The organism is Acetobacter nitrogenifigens DSM 23921 = NBRC 105050, from assembly GCF_000429165.1.
GTDB classification, from domain to species: domain Bacteria; phylum Pseudomonadota; class Alphaproteobacteria; order Acetobacterales; family Acetobacteraceae; genus Acetobacter; species Acetobacter nitrogenifigens.
Window position 1 is genome coordinate 284,639 of the sequence record NZ_AUBI01000001.1, and the last position, 26,047, is coordinate 310,685.

A 26,047-nucleotide genomic window follows, 5' to 3' on the forward strand; every position below is an offset into this window, starting at 1 on the left:
GACTAACCTTCAAGCTGGGGCGTAAGCCACGTGCGCAGGATATTCAGACTTTCTTCAGGATTTGATATCGCCAGATCGCGCACTCTCTTGATCGCTGAAGCCTTGAGACGCCCATCTATTCCGGCCAGACTGACAAATTCTGCGGAACCTTCATCTGGCCCCGTCAACGCAAGTTGCGTGACCGGTTCGTAGGCAAGCGCTTGGGACGCCTGGGCGGCCGGGCTTGCCAAAGCGTTACTGCTCACGTCTTGCCCGCTCAGTGACGCCTCGACATCCGCGTTCACGGCGGCGACGGCAATACTTTTGCGTAGTAATGGTCGCGCGAAAAATATCAACGCGAGAAAAACCAGAAGCCCGGGAAGAACAGACTGCACAATGTGCATGACATCGGCTCTGTCAAACGACGTACCCAGCCACCCGTGAATTTCAACCGGCGAAGGCGCTTCCTCACTAAACTTCATTGAAACGACGTTAACGACATCTCCCCGTTTTTCGTCATAACCAATCGCTGACTTGGCAAGCGTGGTCACGCGGTCAATGGTCGCCGCGTCCAAGGGCGTCCAGACCGGCTTGCCATCTGCGCCAAGTCGAGTGACCCCATCGACTATCACGGCCAGACTGATGCGTTGCAGCCGTGGTTGCGTCTGCACCAGCGTCTTCACCCGTTTCCCTATTTCGTAATTGTTAGTCTCTTCTCTGCGGTCGTTCTGGCTACCGCTTTTAGCCTGACCCGCATTCGCGTTTGGAAGATTATTGGAAACCGTAACGTTCGGTTGAGCGTCCGTATTAACGCTCTTGTCAGTCGTTGTCTGTTGAGATCGCAACACCTGCTGATCAGGATCATAACTCTCCTGAGTATCTCGTACTTCATCGAGGTTCATCGTCACCGAAGCTTCCGCGCGGACATGCGACGCCCCCAACGCCGGCGCCAGCATCGTCTCCACCGTCTGCGCCAGGTGCGTCTCCATCGCCCGCCGCTGCTCTTCGACGGCCTGAATTTCGCCTCGTGCACCCGATTTATCGCCTGCCTTAGCGAGAACGTCACCACGATTATCCACGACCGAGATGTTGTCTGGACTCAAGTCAGGCACGGCAGCAGCGACAAGGTTAAGCACTGCCTGCACGCCCTCCGCATCCAGCCTCCCGCCTCCCATTGTAAGGAGAACGCTCGCCTGCGCGGCCTGTCTCTCGGTCGAAAACAGCTCTCGATGGGGAAGCACCAGATGCACGCGAACGCCACGAACCCCACGGATCAGGCGTATCGAGCGCTCCAATTCGCCTTCCAGCGCTCTGGTTTCCTGGATGTTCTGCTCGAACTGCGTCGTCGTCATCGAGTTTGCGTGGTCAAATATCTCGTATCCGACTGAGCCGCCGGACGGCAGACCGTCACGCGCCAGAAGCAGACGCGCTGCCGCAATTTGATCACGCGGAACCTGTATGCTGTCCCCTTGAGGCGAGACGACGTGCTGGATGTGAGCCTTGTCGAGATCTTCGGCCATTTGAGCCGCTTCATGGAGATCGAGATCGCGATACAGCAGCGACATCGGCTCCTGAGAACCGCGGAGGGCCAAGGCACCCAGAAGCCCCAGCAACCCGACGGCGACGACGCCCAGCGTGATCAGACGCGGAACACCCAGTGACCGAAGACTGGCAAGAATATCCTTCACGTAAGGCTTTCCGATCGGAAAGCCTTTAAGTGGTTCGACCCGCTGGGCTGTAATAACGTAAAGGAAATGTGGCGCACGATCGTCCGTTTCGGCAAAGCGTGATTTGACTGGACGATTGTGCTTGCCGGGCCTTACCCGACGGTTAATGCCTCGGCATTTTGTGCCGGGTAGGTCGTATTCGACCGCGCTTGCGACGCAATGCCTGACAGAAAATCAGTTGCAATCCGCGTCCGCAAAAATTCGACGTCCCTCCACCCAGGAGGGGTTAACTCTAGATATCGACTGTCAGACGTGAAAACTCTGACCGCAGCCACACCGGCCCTTCTCATTGGGGTTGGCAAACACGAAGCCCGACTCCATTTCCCCGCTGTGGTAATCCATCTCCGACCCGATCAGGAAAAGCGTAGCCTTGCGGTCAACAAGGACCGTGACGCCCTTGTCCACTATCCGCTCGTCCCCACTCTCCCCTTCCTCGGGTACGAACGTCATGTCGTACGCTTTGCCCGAACAACCCTTCGTCGTCACCGATATCCGCAGCAACTGTCCAGCGTGCGCATTGGCGTAAAGGGTCTTCAACCGATCCGCAGCGGCGTCTGAAACCGTCATCAATGGCGGTAACGCACGCCGCGCGGTCTGCTTCGTTTCAGTGGCTATTACGGAGTTCTGTTCGGCGCTCATGTCCATACTCCCGCTCAAAACATGTTCAGCATCAGACGGGCCTCGTCGCTCATGCGCGACATGTCCCACGGCGGATCCCACACGACTTCGACGTCCGCCGAGGCCACGCCCCGCACTTTCTCGACGGCGTCCTTCACCTGCAAAGGAAGCTCCTGCGCACTTGGGCAATTCGGCGCAGTCAGGGTCATTTCCACCTTCACCTTACCATCATCATGAAGATCGATGGCGTAGATCAGCCCCAGTTCATAGATATTCACCGGAATTTCCGGGTCATGCACGGTCGCGATCGCCTCGATCACCGCATCTTCCGATGGCGCGCCGAAACTCTCTGGCGCTGGCGCTTCGCCATCCGGCGTCCAATGTCTCAGTTGCGACGAACTCTCCACCTCGAGACGATCTTCGGGCTTCGTGGCGTCCATCGCCGCAGGCGTCTGATCCAGATCAGTCATGGCCGAGCGCCTCCTCCAGCGCAGTCCAGGGCAACGTCGCACATCGCAGGCGCGACCGATGGGTCTTCAAAGGCAAAAACGCAGCCATGGACTCAGGCAGATCGTCCAGTTCCACAGGTGAACCATTACCGAGCATGTGGTGAAACCTCCCTGCCATATCAAGAGCCTCGGACAACGTGCGGCCTTCTATCGACCCGGCCATCAGATCGGCCGAAGCAGCGCAAATAGCGCAACCCTTCGTGACATGCCGGGCGGCGGCGATACGATCGCCGTCCACACGCACGCCCAAAGCAATCCTGTCGCCGCAGAGCGGGTTGTTCCCTGCCGCCTTAACCGTTGCGTCGGCGAGTTCTCCCGCATGACGCGGTTCGCGCGCACGGCGAACGATCAATGTGTCGTACAGCGAATCTCCGTCCACGGCCCGCCCTTAGACGAAAAAGCTGCGGATGCGCGCTAGCGTCTCCGCCAGCACGGTGATTTCCGCCTCGGTCGTATACACGCCAAAACTGGCGCGCGCCGTTGCATTCAGGCCGAGACGCCGCATCAGCGGCTCCGCGCAGTGGTGTCCCGCGCGCACGGCGATGCCGTTCCGATCAAGCAGGGTCGCAATGTCGTGCGGATGAACGTCTTCCATCGTAAACGAAACCACGCCCCCACGATCCGCCGGTCGACCGACGATCTTGAGCCCCGGAACCTCCGGCAACACCCGCAAGGCGTGTGCCGTCAGCGCCGCCTCATGCGCAGAGATGGCGTCGAAACCCACTCCCTCGACCCAGTCAATCGCAGCACCCAACCCGACCGCCTCGACGATCGCGGGCGTGCCGGCTTCGAACTTCGCCGGCGGCGGCGCCCAGGTTGAATGCTCGAACGTGACAGTGGAAATCATGTCGCCGCCGCCCATGAACGGCGGCATTTCCTCCAGCAACTCCCTGCGCGCCCAGAGCGCCCCGATCCCGCTCGGACCGTACAGCTTATGCCCGGTAAACACATAGAAATCCGCATCGAGCGCACGAACGTCAACGCGCCGATGAACTACGGCCTGACTGCCGTCGAACAGGATTTTCGCGCCCGCCGCATGCGCCATATCCGCCAGACGTCGCGCAGGCGTCACGGTCCCGAGCACGTTCGACATGTGCGTTATTGCTACGAGAGCCACCTTTCCGTCGGACAGCTGGTCCCCATACGCCTCAATATCGAGATCGCCGTCATCGGTGACAGGCGCAACGCGCAGTTCAACGCCCACACGATCACGTAGCAACTGCCACGGGACAATGTTCGAATGATGCTCCATCTCGGAGATCAGGACGGCCTGTCCGGGTTTCAACAGTGAGCCAAACGAATAGGCGACCAGATTGATCGCTTCCGTGCTGTTGCGCGTGAAGACAATTTCCTCTCGCGCATTGGCGCCGAGCAGCGTCGCCACCCGACTGCGCGCGACCTCGTACGCCTCGGTGGCCCGCTCGCTCATCCAGTGCAGGCCGCGATGGATGTTGGCGTATTGCGTCCGCATCATCGTCGACATCGCGTCGATGACGGCGTCAGGTTTCTGGGCTGAAGCCGCGCTGTCGAGAAACACCAGCGGCTTTCCATGCACCGTTTCCGAAAGGATCGGAAATTGTGCACGCAAATGAGAAAGATCAGCCACGTTCTTCGTCTCGAGCGTCGTGTCGCCAATCATTCCGACGCCTCCCCCGCATCTTGTCCCGCACCCTGCAGGCGCCCGATCCGTAGCGAAAGCGCCGCGCCTAACGCCGTGTCCAGAAGCGCTCGCCCGGCTTCGTCTTCATGCAGGTCAAGCACTTCGAGCAGAAACGCCTCGACCAGAATGCGTCGCGCCTGCGCTTCAGGAACGCCGCGACTGCGCAGGTAGAACAACTGCTCGTCGTCCAACGCGCCAACCGTAGCGCCATGACTGCACTTGACGTCGTCGGCGTAAATCTCAAGTTCCGGCTTGGCGTCAATCTCGGCGTGCGGCGACAGCAGCAGCGCCTGATTCATCTGATAACCGTCAGTTTTCTGAGCAATCTGATGAACGTGCACCTTGCCCTGAAACACGCCGCGCGCGTGATCGGTCAGCACATTGCGGATTGTCTGCCTAGAGATGCAGTCCGGCGCCGCGTGCGTGATGACGCTCGTGATGTCGCCGACTTGTTTTTCGCCCAGCAACTGTGCACCGTTCACATGAACAGCCGCCTTCGCACCGGAAAGGCGCGCATGGACCTCATGCCGTGCAAGATCTGCGCCAAGGCCCAGCGTGAAGCTGTCATAGGCGCCGCGCGTCGCAATATTGGCGTAAACCGTGGCGAGGTGCGTCGCCCCGGCCGCCTCCTTCTGCACCTTCACGTGCGTGAGCTTCGCGCCCTCCCCGACATCGCAGGTCAGGACAGGGTTGTGAAAATACGTCGCCGCGCCTGCGCCACTTCCGCTCGAAACGGCGAGTTCGATCAGTTCCAGCGACGCGCCAGCCCCAAGAGAAACACTATGTCGAGGATGGAAAGAAGCGGCCTCATCGCCCGCAAATGCGACCGATACGAGGACGATCCGCCCTGCGGCTACGCCCTCCGCCACCGACAGACACACGCCATCCACCGCCAACGCCGTGTTCAGCGCCACGAGAGGCTCGCGCTCCGGCGTCGCAAGCGCGTCGAATTCCGGCGACGCCAAGAAGCGTTCGAACGTCACGCCCTCTGGCAGGGCCACGCCATTCGCTGGTGACGACAGTTCTGGCGCAAACCTTCCGTTGACCAGAACAAGACGCGGCGTGGACGCCAGCAATCCATCGCGCGGCAAGGACTCGTCGAGCGCGCGCCCGACTAGGTCCGCGTCAAAAGACGCCGCGGCCTCCCGAAATTCATGCCCTGCGAGCGGCCGCAGATGCGTGTAGCGCCAAGCCTCCACACGCGGCCCCGGAAGGCCCACGCGTCGCAGTTCTCCAACCGCCGCGTGGCGGATCGGATCCTCAATGCCGTCCAGTCGCGCCTCGAATGGCGCCAGACTGCGGCCAACAGGCGCTATCGCGTTCATGCCGCCTCCGCCAGGAACGACGCATAACCCTGCACGTCGATTTCCTTCGCCAGTTCTGCGCCGCCGCTGTGAACGATGCGGCCACGCGCCATCACGTGAACGCGGTCAGGGTTCAGATAATCCAGCAGGCGCTGATGATGCGTGATGACCAGCGCCGAGAATGTCGGAGACCGGAGCGCATTCACGCCGTCGGCAACGATACGCAGGGCGTCGACGTCCAGGCCGCTGTCCGTCTCGTCAAGAATGGCGAGGCTGGGCTGCAGCATTGTCATCTGCAGCACCTCGTTGCGCTTCTTCTCTCCGCCGGAGAAACCGACATTGACGTTGCGCTTCAGCATCTCGTCAGACATCGAGAGCTTCTTTGTCGCCGCGCGAACGGTTTTCAGAAATGCTACGGCATCCAGCTCCGCATCGCCCCGCGCGCGACGCACGGCATTCACCGCCGTGCGGAGAAAATTGGCGTTGTTGACGCCGGGTAGCTCGATCGGCGCCTGAAAGGCGAGAAACACGCCAGCAGCCGCGCGCTCTTCCGGCTCCATCGCCAGCAGGTCCTGCCCCTTGAAGGACACAGAGCCGGACGTCACCTCGTAGTCCTCACGCCCGGCGAGGACATAGGACAGCGTCGACTTGCCCGATCCGTTCGGCCCCATGATCGCATGGACTTCACCCGGAGCAATGATCAGATCCACGCCACGGAGAATTTCCTTCGGCGCGCCGTCGGCGTCGATTCTGGCGTGCAGACCGGAAATATTCAGAAAATCACTCATACCATGGCTCCCGGAGTGATCGTCTGGCCAAGACGCCATGACGATAACCTATTCCTACTACGTTGCTTCGCGACCGCCCGGAGCGGTCGCCCGATATTTTACCCGACGCTGCCTTCAAGGCTGATCTGAAGAAGTTTCTGCGCCTCGACAGCGAACTCCATCGGCAGTTCCTTGAGCACGTCCTTGCAGAACCCGTTGACGATCAGACCAACAGCATCTTCTTCCGAAAGTCCGCGCTGACGGCAGTAGAACATCTGATCCTCGGAAATTTTCGAGGTTGTCGCTTCATGTTCCACGCGCGCCGCCATATTCCGGTTCTCGATATACGGAACCGTGTGCGCGCCGCACTGATCGCCAATCAACAGGCTGTCGCACTGCGTGAAGTTCCGCGCGCCGGACGCTTTCGGCAGAATACGGACCAGACCGCGATACGTGCTGTCGGAATGACCGGCGCTGATCGTCTTGGCGATGATCGTCGAGCGCGTGTTACGCCCGATATGAATCATCTTCGTGCCGGTGTCGGCCTGCTGGCGATTGTTGGTGACGGCGACAGAGTAGAACTCACCCACGGCCCCTTCGCCCTGCAGAATGCAGGACGGATATTTCCATGTGATCGCCGAACCCGTCTCGACCTGCGTCCACGATATCTTTGACCGCGCACCGCGACAGGCGCCGCGTTTCGTGACGAAGTTGTAGATGCCGCCGAGACCATTCTCGTCGCCCGGATACCAGTTCTGCACGGTGCTGTATTTGATGGAGGCGTCCTCCATCGCAACAAGCTCGACGACCGCCGCGTGAAGCTGATTCTCATCGCGCATCGGCGCGGTGCATCCTTCCAGATACGAGACCGAAGCCTTGTCCTCGACGATGATCAGCGTGCGCTCGAACTGCCCCGTGTTGCGGGCGTTGATGCGGAAATACGTCGACAGTTCCATCGGGCAACGCACGCCCTTCGGAACGTAGACGAACGACCCGTCCGTAAAGACGGCGGAATTAAGCGCCGCGAAGAAATTGTCGCCGACCGGCACGACGCTGCCGAGATACTGGCGCACCAGGTCGGGGTAGTCCCGAACGGCCTCCGAAATCGGGCAGAAGATCACGCCAGCCTCGGCCAGCGTCTTGCGGAAAGTCGTGGCGACGGACACGCTGTCGAACACCGCATCGACCGCGATCGGCATCCGGGCTTCCTCGCCCTCCGGAACCTCGACGCCCGCAAGCAACGCCTGCTCATGGAGCGGAATGCCCAGCTTTTCATAAGTCCGCAGAAGCTCGGGGTCGACTTCGTCCAGAGACTTCGGGCCGGCCTTCTTCTTCGGCGCGGCGTAATAGTATGCGTCCTGATAATCGATCGGCGGATGCGAGACCTTGGCCCAGGTCGGCTCTTCCATCGTCTGCCAGGCGGCGAACGCAGCCAGACGCCAGTCGAGCAGCCATTGCGGCTCCTCCTTGCGCGAAGAGATCAGGCGGATGGTGTCTTCGTTAAGCCCCTTGGGCGCGAAGTCCATCTCGATGTCGGTCTCAAACCCCCATTTATAGGAGGATTGCCCGAGCTTCTCGACCTGTTCGCGGGTCTCTGTAACAGCTGGCATCTATCCTATCCTCCCACCGCGCCGGTAAAATCGGCCACTCTGCCGCGCGTCGCGGCCATATCTGCACATGCTTCGTCTGACTTCACCCGCGTGCCGCGCGTCCGTCCGCTGGTCTCCGCCATACGGGCGAGGGAGATGCCGGACAAGGCTTCATGAATCGCGTCATTCACCGGATCCCAGCAGCCATAAAGCGCGCAATCCGGTCCGACCTCGCACCCTGCTCCACCGCTGACGCAAGCAGTCAGGGAGATCGGGCCGTCGATCGCCGCAATAACGCGCGCGACGGAAATCTCCTCAAGCGGCGCCGCCAGACGGTACCCACCGCGAGCACCCCTCTGGGACGCCAGAAGACCGTCGCCCGCCAGCGTCTTGAGGACTTTCGCTACGGTCGGCTCCGGCACGCCGGTTTCCGCCGACAGCGTGGACGACGTCACGACGCCATCCAGTCGTCCCAGTTCGACGAGTGTCCTGACGGCGTAATCGGTTAGTTTCGACAGCCTGAACATACGAAGGTCACCTGCTGAAACGGCGTCGCTGCCATTAAGGACCAAATCAGTCCTGTTTCAACGAGACAGATGCTTCGCCGACCTCGATCCGTCAAGGGGGCACACCATTACGTGACGCGCCCTCACCTGCCGCAAACCAGTGATCAGCCGAACGCGCCTATATTGTGCGCGATGGCGATGCTGACCTCACGCACAATATCGAACATCGCGCGCATGGGGCGGAAAATGTAGTCGTGCTCATAGGTGTAAGCGTTTTCCACCTGCGGCCCGGCCGGTTCGTGGAAATCGAATTCCGGAGCACGATCTCCCCGAGGAAACACGGCATCCAGTTCGCGAAGCACCGACGGAATTTCAAGGCAGAGTATCCGCCGCATCATAACGTCGCGCGTGAAAGCGCCACGCGGCATGAAGAACGGGATCTGCGTCGCCAGAAGCCAGATGCGCTCGATCATCGCGATCCGGATCGCATGCAACCCGCGTTCGGTCGCGCTCATGGACGGCGCGTCGGGCCACGCCGCGCGTAACGCAAGATGATCGGCCTGAATACGTCGAAACATCGACTGCGTGTCGGCCCAGAAATCGAGCTTCTCCAGATCATGCATCACCGCGAGATAGGGGCCGCGGCGCGCAGCCTCATCCTCTGCTGTCGCACGATCCAGCCAGTACCCCGGATCAAGCAGAGAGATCACGCTGCGCAGCACCTGATCGTCCGAATGCGCCAGCGCGTGCGCCGCGAAATCCAGCGCACGGTGAAAACGCGGACTGCCGTCGCGGAAGGAGTCGAACGTCTCCGGATGCCGGTGCGCCGCCGACCCCAGCCCCTGAATGGTGTTGGCGCACCAGCCAAGCTGCTGAAGAATCGCGTTGTTGGGGATAGCGCGCAACTGGCTCGGATGCGTGATGCGCGGGGTCGCCCCGCCGCCCTCGCTCTGTCGGGCCGCCGGACGCGAGCCTGTCTTGTCGATCAACGACGGACCAAACGCCCCGAGCAGATCAGCGTAGCCCGGATCGTCCACCAGAGACGTCATCCCCTCGGCGATGGTGGAGAAAAAATCGGCCGAGAAATCAGGCTCGTCATAGACAGGATCCCGCTCCCGACGCGGCGGCGTAAACACATGCTCCGCGATGGTCGCGATGCAGGCCCCCGCCAGTTCAGGCGTGCCGAACAGCAGATAGCCGTCGCCGCCCTGAAAAGCGCTCTCCTCCCGATATCGCAGCCCCAGCTCCGCGAAACGTGCGCGAACATGCGGCGGCGAGAGATAATCGAGCCTGTCCGACAGCCTGAACGGATGCGCGCCACGCCCGATGCTTTCGCCGTGGGTGTCGAACAGGATGACCTCGACGTCATGCAGATCCCATTTCTGCAACAGATCCGCGATCTTCAAACGAAGACGTTCGATCAGATACGTGGCGGCAAGCTGCCCGACATAACGGCCTGAATCGGAATATCCGAACTGAAGGCTCATCTTCCCTGTCTGGCGCAGGTAGTCGCGCCAGTGCGGCGAACGCAATGCCTCCTCGACGATCTGCGCTCCGCCCATCAGGGCCTCTCGCGTTTCGAAAAGCGGCGATATCTCCACCTTGTCGGCAATGCCGAAATGCCGCGCAAGCCACAGCGCCGCCAACAGCGTGTAGCCGCTCTCCGTCTCCGCCACGAGGAAACGCACCGGCGTAGCAGTGTCCACGTGCTTGACGATCTGCGCGATGGTCATCATCAGCCGCGCCGCGGAAGCCTGCTCGACCAGCAGCGCCCCAAAATCGACCGGCGTCGCCGTCACCGTGTCCAGCGCTTCGTTGATGCGCGACAGAAGCGCGCGGCGATGGGTCGGGTTGGCCGGATCGTCGGTCAGCCGCAGACGCTGACGCAGCACATTATGAATTTGGGTGGCGTTGAGCCGCGTATGGGTTTGCGCCGCCGCCATGCCGTGCGCCAAAAACCCTGACCGCGCCACTGCGAGTCCCAGTTTCGCATCGTCCGGCGCAATGTCGATAGCGTCCTGCAGCGCGTCCGCCAGAGCCTGCGGGTCCGAGATGGCGTCAGCCGCCCGGTCGACAATCAGCGCCGCAAATTCAAGCGCCGCCGCCGGATCGGCGCTTTTCGGCGTCGCGGCGATCTGCGCCTCGACCGTGTAGATCGCACGCGAAACCCTGCTGATCAGCGCCGCAGCGTCGACGCCGCTCTGCTGCACCTGCGCGCGTAGACGCTGAAGCTGGAACAGCTTCATCCGCAAACGCAGCCGCATCGTGTCCCACCAGCCAATGTCGGTGCGGCCGTCTGTGTCGTAACCCACCCAACTCGTCAGGATCAGCGGCTTCGGCGTGAGCGTCGTCCAGTTATCGGGCCAGCGTTCGCGCGCCTCTCGCAGCAGATCCGTCACGAACGTGTCGATCGCATCCCGCCCCCGCAGGATCGCGTCGGACGCCAGACCGAACTCTTCCTCAAGCGTCGGCGGACCTGAACGCCGGTGGGTCTCGAACGCTGGAGCCGCACCCGGCGGCGTCGGCAGGGAGGCGCACTCTGCGAGCGCCGCATAGACCGGGTTCGCCACGGCAAATGTCGGGTGAGCCGTGAAAACCGCCGCGAATCTTGTGCGCTCGACCGCCGCGCGAAATGCGTCCAGCCCGCCGCCGTCCGGCGCGGAGGCCGCCTCCTCTACGATATGGGCGGCAACCCCAGCCAGCCGTTCCGCCGTATCCGCCGCCGCCGCGCCACCCGGATAACGGTGCAGCCGGGTGGCGCGCCGCAGGAACGCCTCGTCGCGCAGGAGCCGCACGACTTCGCGCAAATCGTCCACCGAGAGACGCTCGCGATCAAGCATCCATTCAAGGCGACTTACCAGCGTATGGAGGCTTGGCCCCGATTTCGCGCCAGAAGCGTCATCGCCAGCAATTTGGGTCTCCCCCGCCAGCAGGAAGAGCGCCGCACGCGCAGCGTCCGTCATGCCGCTATGCCCCGACAGGTTCTGGGCAGACGGAGTCCGGGAGTCGGCGGGCGACGTATCGGCCATAAAAAATCTCACACGCAGGAAGTGGGGGCCGAGGGTTTCACGGCCACACATTCGGCGCAATGCCAGAGCGACATGCGAAACGGCGTTTGGGGCGCCGTTCACGGGGATGCTATCAGGCGAGGCCATGAACGCACAGACCTCACCAGACGACGACGCACGCCGGGCGCTCATCCGGCAAAAACGTATGGCTACCGGAATGCTCGGCGGAATGGCCGTCGTGACGCTGGCGGGGTACATTCTCCCTGCGCGCGGGTGGCTCTCCGAATCGCTCTGGATAGACACGCTTCGAGCTGGCGGCAGGGCGGGAATTGTCGGCGGGCTGGCCGACTGGTTCGCCGTGACTGCCCTGTTTCGACAGCCTCTGGGCCTGCCCATTCCGCACACGGCGATCATTCCGGCCCAGAAAGAACGTCTCGGGCGCGCGCTGGGACGCTTCGTCACGACGCAGGTGCTCACGGAGGCTGAGGTTGATCGGGTTCTGTTGAACGCCGATCTTCCCGGCATCGTCGCCCGACTGCTTGCCGACCCGACGACAGCCGAATCGCTCACGCGGGGAGCGATCGGCATGGTTCCGAACGCGCTGGAACGGCTGGAGGACGGTCGCGCCGGAGCGGCCCTGGGGCGCAGCCTGCCGGTATTGCTCGGGGGAGCCAACCTCGCTCCAGTCATCGCGCGCGCCCTGCGCGCATTGGTGGAGAGCGAACACCATCAGGAGGTTCTGTCTTTCCTCGTCGGGCAACTGAAGTCGATGTTGCAATCGAAGGAAGCCGCCCTTCGTGTAACGATCGAAGATCGGGTGCGCGAACAGGGCGGACGGCTTCTCAGCTGGGCGATCGGCGGATCGATCGCCACGAAAGTGCTCGTGGCGGCCGCAGAGGAACTCGACCGCATCAACCCGCGGGATTCCGCCCTTCGCGAAGGATTCACCGCCTGGGTCCGGGCCGAAATCGACCGGATCGAAAACGATCCCGAGCGCGCCGACGAACTGTCACGCTCACTGCGCGATGTCTTCCACCACGATTCCATGGTGACCTGGGGGGGAGATCTCTGGGCGCGTTTGCGTCGCATGATCATCGAAGATACGGAGCGCAACGACGGCTGGATCGCCACTATCGTCCGCGAAACGCTGGCGCGTCTGGCGGTGCAGGCGGAGCAAGACCCGTTAATGCGCCGCCGTATCGAGGACAGCGTCCGCAAGACGGTCTGGCGCGCCCTTCCCACGCTGCGCGATCGCCTCGGCGACTTTATCGCAGGCGTGGTCGGAAACTGGGACGCGGCGGCGATCGCCGACAGGCTGGAACTGCGGGTCGGGCAGGATCTGCAATATATCCGCATGAACGGCACGCTGGTGGGGTTCGGCGTCGGCGCCGTGCTGTCGCTCGGGTTGCGGATGGTTTTCGGTGTGGTCGGACAATAGCCAGTCAGTTTCGTCCTCGGAAAAAGAAACTCCTCCGCGTTCCAGACGCTTAATCGACCAAGAACGGGCGTTGAGCGTTTCAAGGATTCGCGAATGCGCCGGTTGTTGTCGTTCGGCCGAATTTTGGGAACGACCCCTCGAAGGTTATGCTTGCGCGCCAGAACGTGCCGACGCCCACAGGCGCCGAGCCAAGGTTTGGGTCGGACGGCGCGTGGCAATTGTAAGGAGTGGAATTATGAAAGCAGTTCTGTCGAAGGTCGTCCTGACCGCTACGCTCGCCATCGCGGCGCCTGCTATCGCCATATCCGGGGCTTCTTTCGCTTCGGCCGAAGAGCACCATCACCACCATCATCACCATGATGGCGAGATGTCGAAGAGCAAAAAGACCCCGACGAACGCAACCGAAGACCTGAACGCCCGTAGCCTGGCCGCTGCTCAGCAAGACAAGGTTCCGTCGATCGGCGCAACTGCCCCCACAACGGCTCCAGTCGCTCCGACGGTCCCTTCAGTCGCCGCTGGAACCGGAACGGTCGCCCCGGCAGCTCCTGCAACGCCTGACGTTTCGACACCCGCGAGCGCCTCCGGCAACTAACCCGATCCGTATCCCCAGAGTAGGAAAATGCAGGCGGCGTTTTACTTCGCCGCCTGCATCAGACGGCAGCGACTTTACCCCGTCAGATGATTGCTGCGACGCTCAACGCTACAACGTCCGCAACCAGGTCTCCCCCTGTACGGGTTCGCCAAATTTGGTGTGGGTCTCGACTTCCGTAAGGACGAACGCGTATCTGGAATATAACCGACGGGCGCCCTCCAGAACGGTATGCGTCCAGAGAATCAGGCTCTCATACCCCGCCTCTTTCGCGAAACTCACACACCGACCGATCAATTCGGCTCCGACGCCCCTGTTTCGCGCAAACGGTTCGACGTACAGCAAGCGCAGGCGCGCCTGCCCCCCGCCTTCATCCGTGACCATCACGGAACCGGCCATAACGCCGTCGAGTTCGGCGACCCAGCACGCATCCCGTCCGGGCCGGTAATCACGCAGGAAACTGGCGGCCGTCGTCGTGACAAGCACCTCCAGCGGCGCGCCCCAGCCATTCTCCTGAGCGTAGAGCAGCGATTGCCGTGCAGCGATCATCCCGACGTCACCGCTTCGAAACGGTCGCACATTCAGGACTTCGCCCGATGACGGGTCGAGCCTGAGCCGCGCCATCGTGAGACCCGCTGTCACGTCGCCAGCGCCCCAGCCGTCAAGATCGGCAAGCATGGCCGTCGTCGCCTCGATCTGGCGGCGGTCCAGTTCCTGAAAAGCCGCCGAGCCTTCCGACGTCAGCGTAACAGTTTTGGCGCGGGCGTCGTCACTTTCCTGCCATCGAACAATCCAGCCCTTGGCTTCGAAGCGCGCGAGCATTCGGCTCATCTGCGCCGCGTCCATATCGAGCCGCCGCTTCAGTTCGCTGGCCTGCGCGGCGTCCGCGCGCGCAATCTCATGCAACAGTCGCGCCTCGCCCAGCGTCATGTCGGCACCGAGAAATCGTGCGTTAAGAGCGCCGACCGCGCGGGTGTAGAACCGGTTGAAGGTTCTTACAGATGTGACAAAATCTTCCATGCGGCAGAGCATGGATCAAATTAGTTGACTGAGTCAATATCAATATATGACTCAGTCAACAAAAGATAATGCGCCTGCGTTAATCATGCAGCTCGCGCAGTTCCCTCGGCCCCGGGCCGCAACCCCTCTTCTGTCAGCAGACGCAAGAGTGCCGTAACCATCTGATCCATCATTTCATCAGTGTGGTACGGCCCCGGCGTCAGACGCAGACGCTCCGTTCCCTTGGGCACCGTCGGGTAATTGATTGGCGTCGCATAAAGACCATACTCATCGAGCAGGCGACGGCTGATCTTCTTGCACAATTCCGCGTCCCCTACCGGAACCGGCACGATATGGCTCGCCGTCATCATGAACGGCACGCCCGCAGCGCGCATGCGACGGCGGAATTCGTTCACCCTCTCAAACATTTTCTCGCGACGCCAGTTCTGGGCGCGCACCAGTTTCACGCTGGCTAACGCCGCGGCGGCGATCGAGGGCGGCAACGACGTGGTGAAAATGAAACCCGACGCGGATGAACGGAGATAATCGACGATCTGAGCCGAAGCCGTGATGTACCCGCCGTGAACGCCGAACCCTTTGGCCAGCGTGCCCTCGATGATGTCGACCTGATCGGCGACGCCGTCACGCTGGGAAACGCCGCCGCCTTCGTCGCCGTAAAGACCGACGGCATGCACTTCGTCGAGGTAGGTCATCGCGCCGTATTTCCGGGCGAGAGCGCAGATCCCGGCGATGTCCGAAACGTCGCCGTCCATCGAATAGACGCTCTCGAACGCGATCAGCTTGGGCGCATCAATCGGAGCTGCGGCGAGCCTGGCCTCAAGATCGGCAAGGTCGTTATGTTCGAAAATGACGGTCGTCGATCCGCGAGCGCCCTTGATGCCAGCGATCATCGAGGCGTGGTTGCACCGGTCGGAAAAGCAGATCCAGCCAGGCATTGACGTAAGGATGGTTTGCAGACTGGCCTGATTCGACACGTAGCCGGAGACGAACAACAGGCCCGCCTCCTTGCCGTGCAGCGCGGCGAGTTCGGCCTCTAGACGTTTATGCAGGGGGCTGGTGCCTGCGATATTCCGCGTTCCGCCCGCGCCTGCGCCGTGCTCGCGAATGGCGGCGATCGCAGCTTCGCAAACTTCCGGCTCGACGCCCATCCCAAGATAATCGTTAGAGGACCACACGACGACTTCCCGCCCCTCGGGCGTCTCGCCGGGAGCCGGATCCATCTCTTCCTCGTAAACCGGATAACGAGGAGCCTGACGAGCCAGCGGCGTGAAGCTGCGGTAGCGGCCCTGTCGTCGTATGTCTTCAAGAGCTTCGTCGCAGAAATCGTAAAACGGGTGTCGCGCGTTCCGGATAGTCACCCAGTCTACTCCTGTCTTCATCGGTGGGCCGACGACGATGCATAACCGCCGAAACGCGGATGGCGTCTATCGAGCCACAGGGGCCGCAGCGCATTACGCCCTGCGGCGGCGACACTACGCCAGATCGGCTGACGCAGCGGCGAGGATTAGTCGTTCAGCGCACATACACCCGGATACGCGGGCTTGCCACACCGGAATTGGGCATAGCCGTCATCTCTATCTGTGCCGGGGAGGCGCCGCCCGCGACAATCGCGTTCGCCACCGCCTGTCCGTCGTTCGTCGTCAAACGCGCAAGCGTGGCGCGATCAGCGTCCGCGTCAGCCCCCGGCGGGGCGAGAGCCTGCACACGGAAGAGAATATTGGGCTTGCGCGCCAGAGCACGCTTCACGATGGCCTCCAGCGGCCCCTGCCAATCTGCGACAGGCGTTCCCGCGATGACCTCCACCAGCGGCGGGACAGGCGGCGGACCGGGCGGCGGCGGCGGCACGATGACTTTTGGGGGGCGGCTTGCCGTATGATCGAAGGTCCGCTGGTCCACCAGCTTGCATCCGGGGAGCGACAGGGCTGCAGCCGTCAGCGACAGTCCGGCGAACGACCGGCGAGGCAGCCCGTCGCCTGCTTTCCCGGAGATTACGGGCTTCGCCTGAACGGATGTTGCAACAGCCGATGACGCTGTGGTCTTTATGGCGGCGGAACGACGGAATAGGGCTCGGAACGGCATGGCGGGACGGTTGCAGGAACCGCGCCAAGGAGCAAGAGTGCATGAGGTGACGATCATGAAGCGATTTTCCCGTTCCGGCGCGACGTCCCCGCGTGAATGTCTGACGATCCGTTTATGAGCGCGCCGGATCTCCCGGAAAAAAGGGCTCCTAAAAGCAGGCGGCCCGACCGCGAGATGATTAGCGCCGATTTTTCTTCCGGCGCAGGACGCGATTTTCGCTCGGCCATACGCTTCGCGCGCGCTGCACGCGCGCAGAGCTCCGGCGAAACCGGCATATCCTTCGGGCATTCAGGCGTGAACGCGCTCTATCTCGTCGTCGCCATACTATGGGAGCGGTTTCTCCGCTTTGATCCATCTGCCCCCGCATGGGCGGACAGCGATCGATTCTTCGTCTCCTCCATGCGGCTTTCTCCCCTGCTTCATGCCTTTCTGCGTCTGACAGGAGCGCCGGAACACAACGTTGCCGCTCACCATGGAAATGGTTACGCGATCGGCATGACAGCCGGCCTGGCCGGACAGGGCGTTGCGGCGGCTGTCGGCATGAGCCTGACAGAAAAGATGCTCGCCGCACGTTTCGGGCAGTCCCTCGTCGATCACCGCACTTGGCTCCTCGCCACCCCCGCCGATCTTGACGCAGGCGTTGCGCTTGAAGCGTCCGCAATTGCCGGACGCTTTCGCCTCGACCGGCTCACCGTGATCGTCGGCGACGCGTTCACGCGTTCCTCTACCCACGATCTAAACCTTGCGATCGACCGGATCGAGGCGTCTGGCTGGGCGGTCCGACGCGTCGCGGCGAACGATGCGAACGCCCTGGGCGCCGCGCTCGCATCGTGTCAACGGAGCCGACGGCCGAGTCTTCTGGTTTGCGACGGCGATGACGATGGAACGCAGGTTTCCATCGTGGACGACGGCGAATACGAACTGGTCGGTCCGTGGAGCGTGACCGCGCGGCGCGGTCGCGTGGCGCGGCATACATGGCTGCGTCGTCTCGCGCGCCACAGGTTGCGAGCGGAGTTCGAGCGCACCACCGAATCGCGCGCAATGCCACGCCTGATAGACGATTGGCGCCGGGCATGGGCTACGGTTGAGCATACTCCGTCAGTCGAAGCTTACCACGTCGAGGACGAGCGAGCGGCCCGGTCGATTGTACGCGACGGGCTTCGTGGACGCGACATTCTGACGATGCTTCTGCCCGAATTCGTTTCAATGTCGGCAGGTGGCGATTCTTCACGCCACGTTGGCAAGGATTCGCGCTCCCCGGCAGCTTCGACGACGTCTTCAGGGCGGCGTCGAAGCAAGGCGGCGCATACGAATTCTGACATTTCTACAACGCCTCTCGTCGTCCCCGGCGAGCCTCTGTTCTTCGGAGCCCGCGAACCCGCGATGGTCGGGTTGATGAACGGATTGTCGCAGCATGGCGGTGCGCTCGCTTGCGGCGTGGCGACGCTATCGATGGTCGATCGCATACGCCCGGCGCTCCGTTTCGCCGCGCTGGCGGGACGACGGATGCTATGCCTGCTGGTCGAGGACGATCCTCAGACCGCCGCCGATTTGTGGCCGACGGTCGAAGAACTCGCGAGTCTGCGAGCGATGCCGAATCTGGCTCTTTTTCGGCCCGGCGACCGTCAGGAAGTGATCGCCGCCTGGGAGATGGCCCTGGAATGGCGCGACGGCCCAGCCGTTATCGTTCTGGGGTTAAGTCCTGCGACGAAAGGCGACAGCGAGGGCAGTATGACGGACGATCCGCATGGGGACGCGCCGCCGCCAGCGAGCCTGATGACATTTGCGGCGGCGCATGGCGGTTATGTGCGCGCCGAAGCGCCCGGTGGCCCGATGGCCCGGCAAGCCACCATCATCGCATCCGGCCCGGAACTGGCGATCGCCCGAGAGGCGCAGGTCCTTTTGATGCGTGACGACGTCCGCGTCGCCGTCGTGTCACTTCCATGCTGGGAGCTATTCGCGCGACAAGATAGCGCCTATCGTGCTGCCGTGCTCGGTTCAGCGCCGCGCGTCGCGATCGAGGCGGCGTCCGGCTTCGGCTGGGAACGATGGCTTGGGTTTGAGGGCGTGTTCATCGGACGGAACGACTTCGTGTCGTCCCCCGGCCAGAAAACGCTCTACGGCAATTTCGGGATCACTCCCGAGGGAGTACGCGATCGGGTGCGCCAACTTCTGGGTTCACGAGTTTCGGAATCCCGGATTCCGGGCTTGCAGAGCGACGGCGCCGCCATGACGGAACGCACGTCCGGCGCGCACAGGGCCGGAACCTCCAACCACCGGACCGACCCCCGCCATACGGTCAAACGCGACGCCTCGCCACGACGCATTGTCACGGGGCAATCAGAAAAAGACGGAGACAGTTCAGATGGCAATTAAGATCGCGATCAACGGATTTGGCCGTATCGGCCGCCTCGTGCTGCGCGGAATCATCGAAAGCGGGCGGACGGACGTCATCCCGACCGTCATCAACGACCTCGGCAGCGTCACCGACAACGCGCATCTGCTGAGCTATGACAGCGTGCACGGCCGATTCCCCGCCGATGTCCGCGTCGAGGGCAACAGCCTGATCATCTCGGCCAACGGCCGGACCTGGGATCCGATCGTCGTGTCTGCGGAGCGCGATCCGTCAAAGGTTCCGCTTCAGGGCGTAGACGTCGCCATGGAATGCACCGGCATTTTCACCACCAAGGAAAAAGCCGCCCCGCTGCTCGCCGCCGGCGCGCGCAAGGTCATCATCTCCGCCCCCGCCGACAGCGTGGACGCGACCATCGTCTACGGCGTGAACCAGAACACGCTGACCTCGGACATGACGGTGATCTCCAACGCCTCCTGCACCACCAACTGCCTCGCGCCCGTGGCGAAAGTCCTCGACGACGCATTCGGCATCGAGCGCGGCTACATGGTCACGATCCACTCGTACACGGGCGACCAGCGCACGGTCGACACGCTACACAAGGACCTGCGTCGCGCCCGCGCCGCCGCCCTGAACATGATCCCGACCTCCACTGGCGCCGCACGCGCGGTCGGGCTCGTCCTGCCGCACCTGAAAGGCAAGCTGGACGGCACCGCCATCCGCGTACCGACCGCCAACGTTTCCCTCGTCTCGCTCGACTTCGTGCCGAAGACCATTCCCGCGTCGGTGGAAGCTGTTAACGAGGTCGTCAAGAAGGCGTCCGAAGAAGGCCCCCTGAAGGGCGTTCTGGCGTACAACACCGCGCCGCTCGTCAGCTCGGATTTCAACCACGCCATCGCGTCGTCGACGTTCGACGCCACGCAGACCTCACTGGTCGACGGTGGCAAGCTCGTCCGTATCTGCACATGGTACGACAACGAATGGGGCTTCTCCAACCGCATGTCCGACACTGCGGCGGTGTTCGGGAACCTCTGACCCGTCCGATGACGCAGTTCCCGCGCGACGCTCTCCGGTGACGGAGCGCCGCGCGGGGCGACGACCCTGCCCTACGGGTCGTCTGTGAATTTAGGCACGGGCGCGCAGACGCCACCATGACGCTCCGGCGGGGCAGGAAGGATTTTTCCATGACGACGCTTTCTTTCAAGACACTGGATTCGCTTGATCCGCGCGGAAAAAAGATCCTGCTCCGCGCCGACCTGAACGTGCCGGTGCGTGACGGCGCCATTACCGACCTGACCCGCATCGAGCGTCTGGCGCCCACGATCCGGGAACTGGCCGACAAGGGTGGCCGCGTGATCGTGGTCAGCCATTTCGACCGCCCCAAGGGCAAGCCCGTGCCGGAAATGTCTCTGGCCCCGATTTCTGATGCCCTCGCCAAGACTCTCGGCCACAGCGTAACGTTCGTGCCGGATTGCCTGGGCGATGTCGCAGCGAAAGCGGTCGCCACGATGGCTGACGGCGATGTCGTCGTGCTGGAAAACACCCGCTTCTATCCCGGCGAAGAGAAAAACGACCCGGACATGTCGAAGGAGCTGGCTTCTCTAGCCGATGTCTACGTCAATGACGCCTTCTCGGCGGCGCACCGCGCCCACGCCTCGACCGAAGGCGTCGCGCACCACCTTCCGTCTTTCGCCGGCCGCCTGATGGAAATCGAACTCGGCGCCCTCGAAACCGCGCTCGAAGCGCCGGAGCGCCCTGTTGGCGCGATCATCGGCGGGGCGAAGGTCTCGACCAAGCTCGACCTGCTTAACAACATGATTGAGAAGGTCGACGTTCTGGCGGTCGGCGGCGCCATGGCGAACACGTTCCTCGCCGCGAACGGGCTTTCGGTCGGCACGTCGCTGAAAGAAGAGGAGATGCTCGATACCGCGAAGGCCATCCTGGCCAAGGCGCGCGAGCGTGGTTGCGATCTGGTGTTGCCTGTCGACGTCGTCGTCGCAGCAGAATTCATGGCTGGCGCGCCCACCAAGATCGTCCCCGTCACCGCCATTCCCGAAGGATGGATGGCGCTCGACGTCGGACCGGAGACGGTCGCCCTGCTGAAATCGAAGCTGGCCTCGCTGAAGACGCTTGTATGGAACGGCCCCCTCGGCGTGTTCGAATTGCCTCCATTTGATGAAGGAACCAACGCCGTAGCGCAGGAAGCCGCCCGCCTGACGAAGGAAGGCAAGCTCAAGACCGTCGCTGGCGGCGGAGACACCGTCTCCGCGCTACGCCACGCGCACGTCCTGCACGACATGTCCTATGTTTCTACTGCGGGCGGCGCGTTCCTCGAATGGCTCGAGGGCAAGATTCTTCCCGGCATTCAGATGCTCCGCGCAATCGGGCAGGAAGCAGTGCCTCTCTGACAAGCATTCAATCTCTTTTGCTGACAGGAGACAAACCGCGCAGGCGGCCCATGCAGGGCTTGCCTGCGCGGCCTTAGCTCCTGATACGGTTTGGCATACGCAAGAGATTGTTTCCCCGATGATCGGTCGTGGCGCGCCTCGACGTCCTCCCACGTAAACAACAGCTCTATACGTGAAGCCCTGGAGTGACTGCGCGGTTATCTCAGCCTTAACGATTTACCACTACCACAATGGGCGGGTTTCTACGTTTTGGCTTTACTGTTCTGATGCTTTCGACCAACCTTTTAAGCCTGCTTTCATCGCCCGCCGATACAGGCGCCAGACGGACGGCAGCAAGGTCGTCCACGTCGGCGATCACACCCAACACAATGTCCGATGAAACCCAATCACGGGCCACCGGAAACGCGCTCACCGTCGCACCTACCGGCGCCCCTCCCCCTTTCCGAAGACGAGGCGCGCTTCTCGATATCCTTGTATAGACGTCGGGTGCCCACTGCCGCGCTTCTGACAGGCGGCCGAAACTGCGACTGCGCCATTTGGCCGCCTGAGCTACACGCCAAAACAGCAGTCGCCGCATATGCTGAAAACGTGACCGACGTATCCGTTTTGACAACACTGAATACGACTTGTGATCTGCTGACGCTCTCGATACAAAGGCGCGTGTCGTCCGCGTAGCTCAGCAGGATAGAGCACAGGATTCCTATTGAATTGGGCGTCGCGAGGGGAAACCACGCGGCGGAATCGCTCAAATTCGGGGAACGCTTGACCCTCTCGGGTTGTGCCGATCCCGAGCCAAGCCCGACTCTCTGAGACGGGAAGGTGTAGAGACTGGACGGGCGACGCCTAAAGGCTTCACGGTCTACGGCGAAGGGACAGTCCAGACCACGAACGCGGGGCCTGCGCCACGCGGCGGCGAAAGCCGAAGTGGTATGAATCCTGGGGCCGTGGGTTCGAATCCCGCCGCGGACACCAACTTTCGCGAAATAATATTGAAAAATATCCTCTTATAAAAAAGTGTTTTGTAATCCCGCTCAATTTTACACAGCGCAACCTTGCGGGCGAGGTCGATAACTGACAACCAAAACCGCTGAAGTCGTCAGCGCGAACGCCACACTCCAGATAGGCTTTCGACAGGGAGGACGGCGGAAATTACCGCTATGCCAGCAGTTTCCAATATTTCTGCGCAGCCGTGCGGCATACCGCAAACAATCTGTGACTTACACCGTCTGTTTTGAGGTCAAACATCAAAACAGACGCAATCCCGGTAACATATGGCTAAGAGGACCGAACCACCGCCAGGCGGCTATCACACTCGCGGCAGCGCAAACACCGCTGACGACCCATGCGTTTCGCCAAAATTCCGGACGTTCGATAGCAGGACGCTTGACCGTGCCCCCGCGGCTAAGAATATCTGTTCGAAGCTTGGCGGCAATGTCTTCCGTCGGACCGGGAGGCGGCTCGCGGGTGGCGTGAAGATTGAACGGCTCATGATCGGAGGACGTAAAAAACTCATCCTCGCCATCTTGTTCATATGTATCGAACGCGGCCCATACAGGCCTATCCGCCTCCAGTTCGTCCCCGTGTTCCGTTTCCGGCGCCGTGTAATGTTCTTCGGTATGCTCCACTGAAGATTCATCGAGAGTGCGACTCCATGACGGAATCCACGGCACAGCCGCCGGAGCGTCGACTTCCTTCTCGACGTGCGGTTGAGGCTCCGCCGCACGAGATTGAGCCTCCAACCCTTCCGCATATGCCGATTCAACCGCCGCACGGCCCATTCGCGCCGCGCGCAGACGCGTGACCACATCATCGAACGCCCCGTGCGCTGGCCGTTCGTTGGTTGCAGGCGCAGGGGCTTCGGGATGCGTCGAAGGTTCGGGCGCACCCGCAAAGCCCGACACGGCGCTTTCCGGGTCGGAAAGTTCGGCTCGCTCAGGCTCCCGGTGCGCCTGTTTCGACTCCCAGTCGTCCAACGCCGCTTCGTCCAGATGGGACATTCCGCCGGACAAATGATCCAAAGGCTCACTTGCCCGCTCATCCGTCACCGCTAACGCGGCGTCGTGATTATCACGATGAATATCAGCGTTATCGTGGAGGACATCTTGTTCTGGCTGCGCCTCACCGTCAGCGGGGGCCTCATGATTCTCAACCTGGCGTTCGTCGAGCGTGGCCGAATCGACGCCCTCGACCAACACTTCGCCGTCACGAGCTTCGTGGAACTCGTTATGAACCGCCTCAGCGACGTCGTTGTGTTCTGACGCAAACGGCCGTTGCTCATCTTCTGAGCCCGAAGCGCCATGAATGTCGTGCGGCAGATCGGCGGTCAGCGGTTCCGCCAACGCTTCACCATCGTCACCGGAAGTGGCCGAGCCGAAGCTTTCGTCTGTTACTGGAGCCGCAGCAGCAGAGGCCTCTACGACCTGCTCGTCGGACCAAGCCTCGGCAGCCAGATTCTCATCATAATGAGTATCGGCATATTCCGGGCTTTCGTCCGGAAGTTCATCCATTCCATGAGACGCCGACTCAGGTTGGCCCGCTTCAGGCTCTGCTTGAGGCGCATCGAGCAGAGCCTGATGCCCGGGCTGTTCCTGATATTCGGAGACCTGCGCGTCTTCACCCTGGAGCGCTTCGAACTGTGCATCATGGTCGCCGTCGCCCGACCGTTCAGCGACCGGCTCTCCTACCCCCTCAGCGGCATCTGCGACCTGATCGACCGGAGCGGGCTCGAGATCCGAGGCTACTTCTTCAGCAACCGCCTCATCCTCAACCGGCACGGCCTCCGATCTCGTCGTTTCTTCCCGTGAACCATCGTCCGTGCTGGTCGCATCTTCAACCGCCTCAGCCTCAGACAATGCAGAGTCATCAGCCTCGGCATCATGAACTGATGACGAGAAATGGTCAGCCAGCACTTCGGTGGCCGGGGCAGCGTCGCCGCTCTCATCCGAGGCGCCGCCATCAATCCCCGCCGAAACGGTCGGCTCGACGGCCGCCTCGGGCGCTTCTTCCAGGGGGGCTGGCTCCGACCCTACCTGCTCATGCATTTGCAGCGATGAGACGCCGCCAATGTCGAGGGTGTGATCTTCGCCTGAAGCGACATCCGAACCCGACTGCTCCCTGGTGGAGACATGATCAGCAGCGCCGTGATCTCCAGAGGAAAGCTCGGCGCTCCCGTGGTCATTCTGGACGTCGGATGCGACCTCATCCGCGTTTGCCTCTGGCTGAGCGGACGTAACAACTTCAGCGGTCGGAGCCTCTGCCTGACCTACCGGCGGCACATCCTCAACATCTTTATTTAAGGCGCCGTCGACGGGGGGCGTCTCTACGGCAGCCGCTTCGCCTGTATTTTCGCCAGCCTCACTTGTCGGCTCAACGCCCGTTTCGACCGCATTCTCGACTGTCGGGCTGGCTGAACTTTCCGGGCGCGCCTCTTCAACGTCGGTTTTCTCCCTCGGGACGGCCGGGACGACCCAATCCGTGCCGCAGCCGGAGCATTTGAGAGTCCGATCTTTCCGCAAAAATGACGCGGGCACATTGTACTTGATGCCGCAGGACGGGCATACGATCAGCATCCGGCTTCCTCTCTGGCGCTACGGACGAACCTTCCCCGCGTCGCCGTAATTCGCATCACTACTATGACCAGAACCTGTTCCTAATTTCTAAACGACGTCGCCATCATCGGGCTCGGGGAGGCTTCCCATCGACAGGCTTCGTTTCTCCGCGTTATGCTCTACTGTGCCGTCTTATAAAATATCAGTTAACACCATTCTGAGACGTATACCTAGATGATCCGCCTGAGCAACGTCACCTGGCGATATGGATCGCCCACGCGACGCGTTGCGGGCGGACGAAGTGCGGATCCGGCCACAGCACTCTCCGGCGTGACGTTTTCGGTTCCACAGGGTGGTTTCCGTTGGCTTTTAGGGCCGTCCGGTGCGGGAAAATCATCTCTGCTGCGCCTTCTCCATCTTGAAGCCCTGCCGCAATCCGGAGAGCTTGAAATCCTCGGAACCCATGTGGGCGTCGATGTGAAACGGGCGACGCTTGCACGGCTGCGTCAACGTGTGGGTATGGTCCATCAGGACTTTCGCCTGATGCCCACGCTCTCAATCAGCGATAACGTCGCCCTTCCGCTGCGTCTGGAACGGCGAGACGAAGCCGCAGTTGCAGACGAAGTCGCCGCCATTTTGCGTTGGGTCGGTCTTTCGGAACGCAGCGGCGCCTTACCTGCGGAGCTGTCGGGCGGCGAGCAGCAGCGGGCGGCGATTGCACGCGCGGTCATCGCACGTCCCGGCGTGGTTCTCGCCGACGAACCGACCAACGCGCTGGAAGAATCCCAGTCCAGCCGCATCGTCGGCATGTTGCGAGAAGTGTCCGCTCTCGGCGCCACCGTAATCGTCGCCACCCATAACGATGCTCTGGTACGACGCTTCCCCGCCCCTGCGCTGCGTCTTGAGCGTGGCCGCCTGACCACCGATGAATCGAGCACGCCATGA

General features: G+C 62.0%; 20 protein-coding genes. 6 read left to right on the plus strand and 14 right to left on the minus strand.

What is annotated here, in order from left to right; genetic code table 11:
- Positions 1 to 2: 2 nt before the first annotated feature.
- The 10 genes from fliF to G442_RS0101370 form a co-directional block, all read right to left on the minus strand.
- Positions 3 to 1,667 carry a flagellar basal-body MS-ring/collar protein FliF gene (fliF, locus tag G442_RS0101325; RefSeq protein ID WP_026396534.1) on the minus strand — a complete coding sequence of 555 codons (1,665 nt, stop codon included), beginning with the start codon at positions 1,665 to 1,667 and terminating at the stop codon, positions 3 to 5.
- A 285-nt stretch (positions 1,668 to 1,952) separates the two neighbouring features.
- Positions 1,953 to 2,345 carry a HesB/IscA family protein gene (locus G442_RS0101330; protein WP_051291851.1) on the minus strand — a complete coding sequence of 131 codons (393 nt, stop codon included), beginning with the start codon at positions 2,343 to 2,345 and terminating at the stop codon, positions 1,953 to 1,955.
- A 14-nt stretch (positions 2,346 to 2,359) separates the two neighbouring features.
- Positions 2,360 to 2,764 carry an SUF system Fe-S cluster assembly protein gene (locus G442_RS0101335; protein ID WP_051291852.1) on the minus strand — a complete coding sequence of 135 codons (405 nt, stop codon included), beginning with the start codon at positions 2,762 to 2,764 and terminating at the stop codon, positions 2,360 to 2,362.
- 22 nt (positions 2,765 to 2,786) lie between these two features.
- Entirely contained in the window at positions 2,787 to 3,212 is a 426-nt protein-coding gene (gene sufU / locus G442_RS0101340) for a Fe-S cluster assembly sulfur transfer protein SufU (protein WP_026396537.1), read from the minus strand.
- A 9-nt stretch (positions 3,213 to 3,221) separates the two neighbouring features.
- Positions 3,222 to 4,472, minus strand: a complete 1,251-nt coding sequence (locus G442_RS0101345) for an aminotransferase class V-fold PLP-dependent enzyme (RefSeq protein WP_051291791.1) — start codon at positions 4,470 to 4,472, stop codon at positions 3,222 to 3,224.
- Entirely contained in the window at positions 4,469 to 5,818 is a 1,350-nt protein-coding gene (sufD, locus tag G442_RS20330) for a Fe-S cluster assembly protein SufD (protein ID WP_051291792.1), read from the minus strand. The genes G442_RS0101345 and sufD overlap by 4 nt, the downstream gene beginning before the upstream one ends.
- Positions 5,815 to 6,585 (minus strand): Fe-S cluster assembly ATPase SufC, encoded by a 771-nt coding sequence (gene sufC / locus G442_RS0101355; RefSeq protein WP_026396539.1) that lies wholly within the window; start codon positions 6,583 to 6,585, stop codon positions 5,815 to 5,817. The genes sufD and sufC overlap by 4 nt, the downstream gene beginning before the upstream one ends.
- Before the next feature lie 98 nt (positions 6,586 to 6,683).
- Entirely contained in the window at positions 6,684 to 8,174 is a 1,491-nt protein-coding gene (gene sufB / locus G442_RS0101360; RefSeq protein ID WP_026396540.1) for a Fe-S cluster assembly protein SufB, read from the minus strand.
- Between the two features lie 5 nt (positions 8,175 to 8,179).
- A complete protein-coding gene (locus tag G442_RS20335) occupies positions 8,180 to 8,680 on the minus strand; it encodes an RrF2 family transcriptional regulator (RefSeq protein ID WP_051291853.1) in 501 nt (166 codons plus the stop codon).
- Between the two features lie 143 nt (positions 8,681 to 8,823).
- Complete coding sequence (locus G442_RS0101370; RefSeq protein WP_026396541.1) at positions 8,824 to 11,622, minus strand: phosphoenolpyruvate carboxylase; 2,799 nt, start codon at positions 11,620 to 11,622, stop codon at positions 8,824 to 8,826.
- Between the two features lie 190 nt (positions 11,623 to 11,812).
- Between G442_RS0101370 and G442_RS0101375 the strand changes: the two genes are divergently transcribed.
- Both G442_RS0101375 and G442_RS0101380 read left to right on the plus strand, forming a co-directional pair.
- Positions 11,813 to 13,105, plus strand: coding sequence for a DUF445 domain-containing protein (locus G442_RS0101375; protein WP_026396542.1), 1,293 nt, complete (start codon positions 11,813 to 11,815; stop codon positions 13,103 to 13,105).
- 235 nt (positions 13,106 to 13,340) lie between these two features.
- The gene (locus G442_RS0101380) at positions 13,341 to 13,697 is read left to right on the plus strand and encodes a hypothetical protein (protein ID WP_035376000.1); all 357 of its coding nucleotides are present in this window, start codon (positions 13,341 to 13,343) and stop codon (positions 13,695 to 13,697) included.
- 108 nt (positions 13,698 to 13,805) lie between these two features.
- On the opposite strand, the gene G442_RS0101385 is transcribed toward G442_RS0101380, so the two are convergent.
- The 3 genes from G442_RS0101385 to G442_RS0101395 all read right to left on the minus strand — a co-directional run bounded on the left by G442_RS0101385 (position 13,806) and on the right by G442_RS0101395 (position 16,850).
- Positions 13,806 to 14,714, minus strand: coding sequence for a bifunctional helix-turn-helix transcriptional regulator/GNAT family N-acetyltransferase (locus G442_RS0101385; RefSeq protein ID WP_026396544.1), 909 nt, complete (start codon positions 14,712 to 14,714; stop codon positions 13,806 to 13,808).
- Positions 14,715 to 14,797: 83 nt separating this feature from the next.
- The gene (gene hemA / locus G442_RS0101390) at positions 14,798 to 16,072 is read right to left on the minus strand and encodes a 5-aminolevulinate synthase (protein ID WP_035376001.1); all 1,275 of its coding nucleotides are present in this window, start codon (positions 16,070 to 16,072) and stop codon (positions 14,798 to 14,800) included.
- A gap of 154 nt (positions 16,073 to 16,226) precedes the next feature.
- Positions 16,227 to 16,850, minus strand: a complete 624-nt coding sequence (locus tag G442_RS0101395; protein WP_051291793.1) for a hypothetical protein — start codon at positions 16,848 to 16,850, stop codon at positions 16,227 to 16,229.
- 117 nt (positions 16,851 to 16,967) lie between these two features.
- Between G442_RS0101395 and G442_RS20340 the strand changes: the two genes are divergently transcribed.
- The 3 genes from G442_RS20340 to G442_RS0101410 all read left to right on the plus strand — a co-directional run bounded on the left by G442_RS20340 (position 16,968) and on the right by G442_RS0101410 (position 21,554).
- Positions 16,968 to 19,169, plus strand: a complete 2,202-nt coding sequence (locus G442_RS20340) for a transketolase-like TK C-terminal-containing protein (RefSeq protein ID WP_161628309.1) — start codon at positions 16,968 to 16,970, stop codon at positions 19,167 to 19,169.
- Entirely contained in the window at positions 19,159 to 20,181 is a 1,023-nt protein-coding gene (gap, locus tag G442_RS0101405; protein WP_026396547.1) for a type I glyceraldehyde-3-phosphate dehydrogenase, read from the plus strand. The genes G442_RS20340 and gap overlap by 11 nt, the downstream gene beginning before the upstream one ends.
- 149 nt (positions 20,182 to 20,330) lie before the next feature.
- A complete protein-coding gene (locus tag G442_RS0101410; RefSeq protein WP_026396548.1) occupies positions 20,331 to 21,554 on the plus strand; it encodes a phosphoglycerate kinase in 1,224 nt (407 codons plus the stop codon).
- A 1,244-nt stretch (positions 21,555 to 22,798) separates the two neighbouring features.
- Here G442_RS0101410 and G442_RS0101415 read toward each other — a convergent pair.
- Positions 22,799 to 25,123: a zinc-ribbon domain-containing protein gene (locus G442_RS0101415; RefSeq protein ID WP_026396549.1), complete on the minus strand. Its 2,325-nt coding sequence runs from the start codon at positions 25,121 to 25,123 to the stop codon at positions 22,799 to 22,801.
- A gap of 213 nt (positions 25,124 to 25,336) precedes the next feature.
- Here G442_RS0101415 and G442_RS0101420 point away from each other — a divergent pair, with 213 nt between their 5' ends.
- The gene (locus G442_RS0101420) at positions 25,337 to 26,047 is read left to right on the plus strand and encodes a cell division ATP-binding protein FtsE (protein ID WP_026396550.1); all 711 of its coding nucleotides are present in this window, start codon (positions 25,337 to 25,339) and stop codon (positions 26,045 to 26,047) included.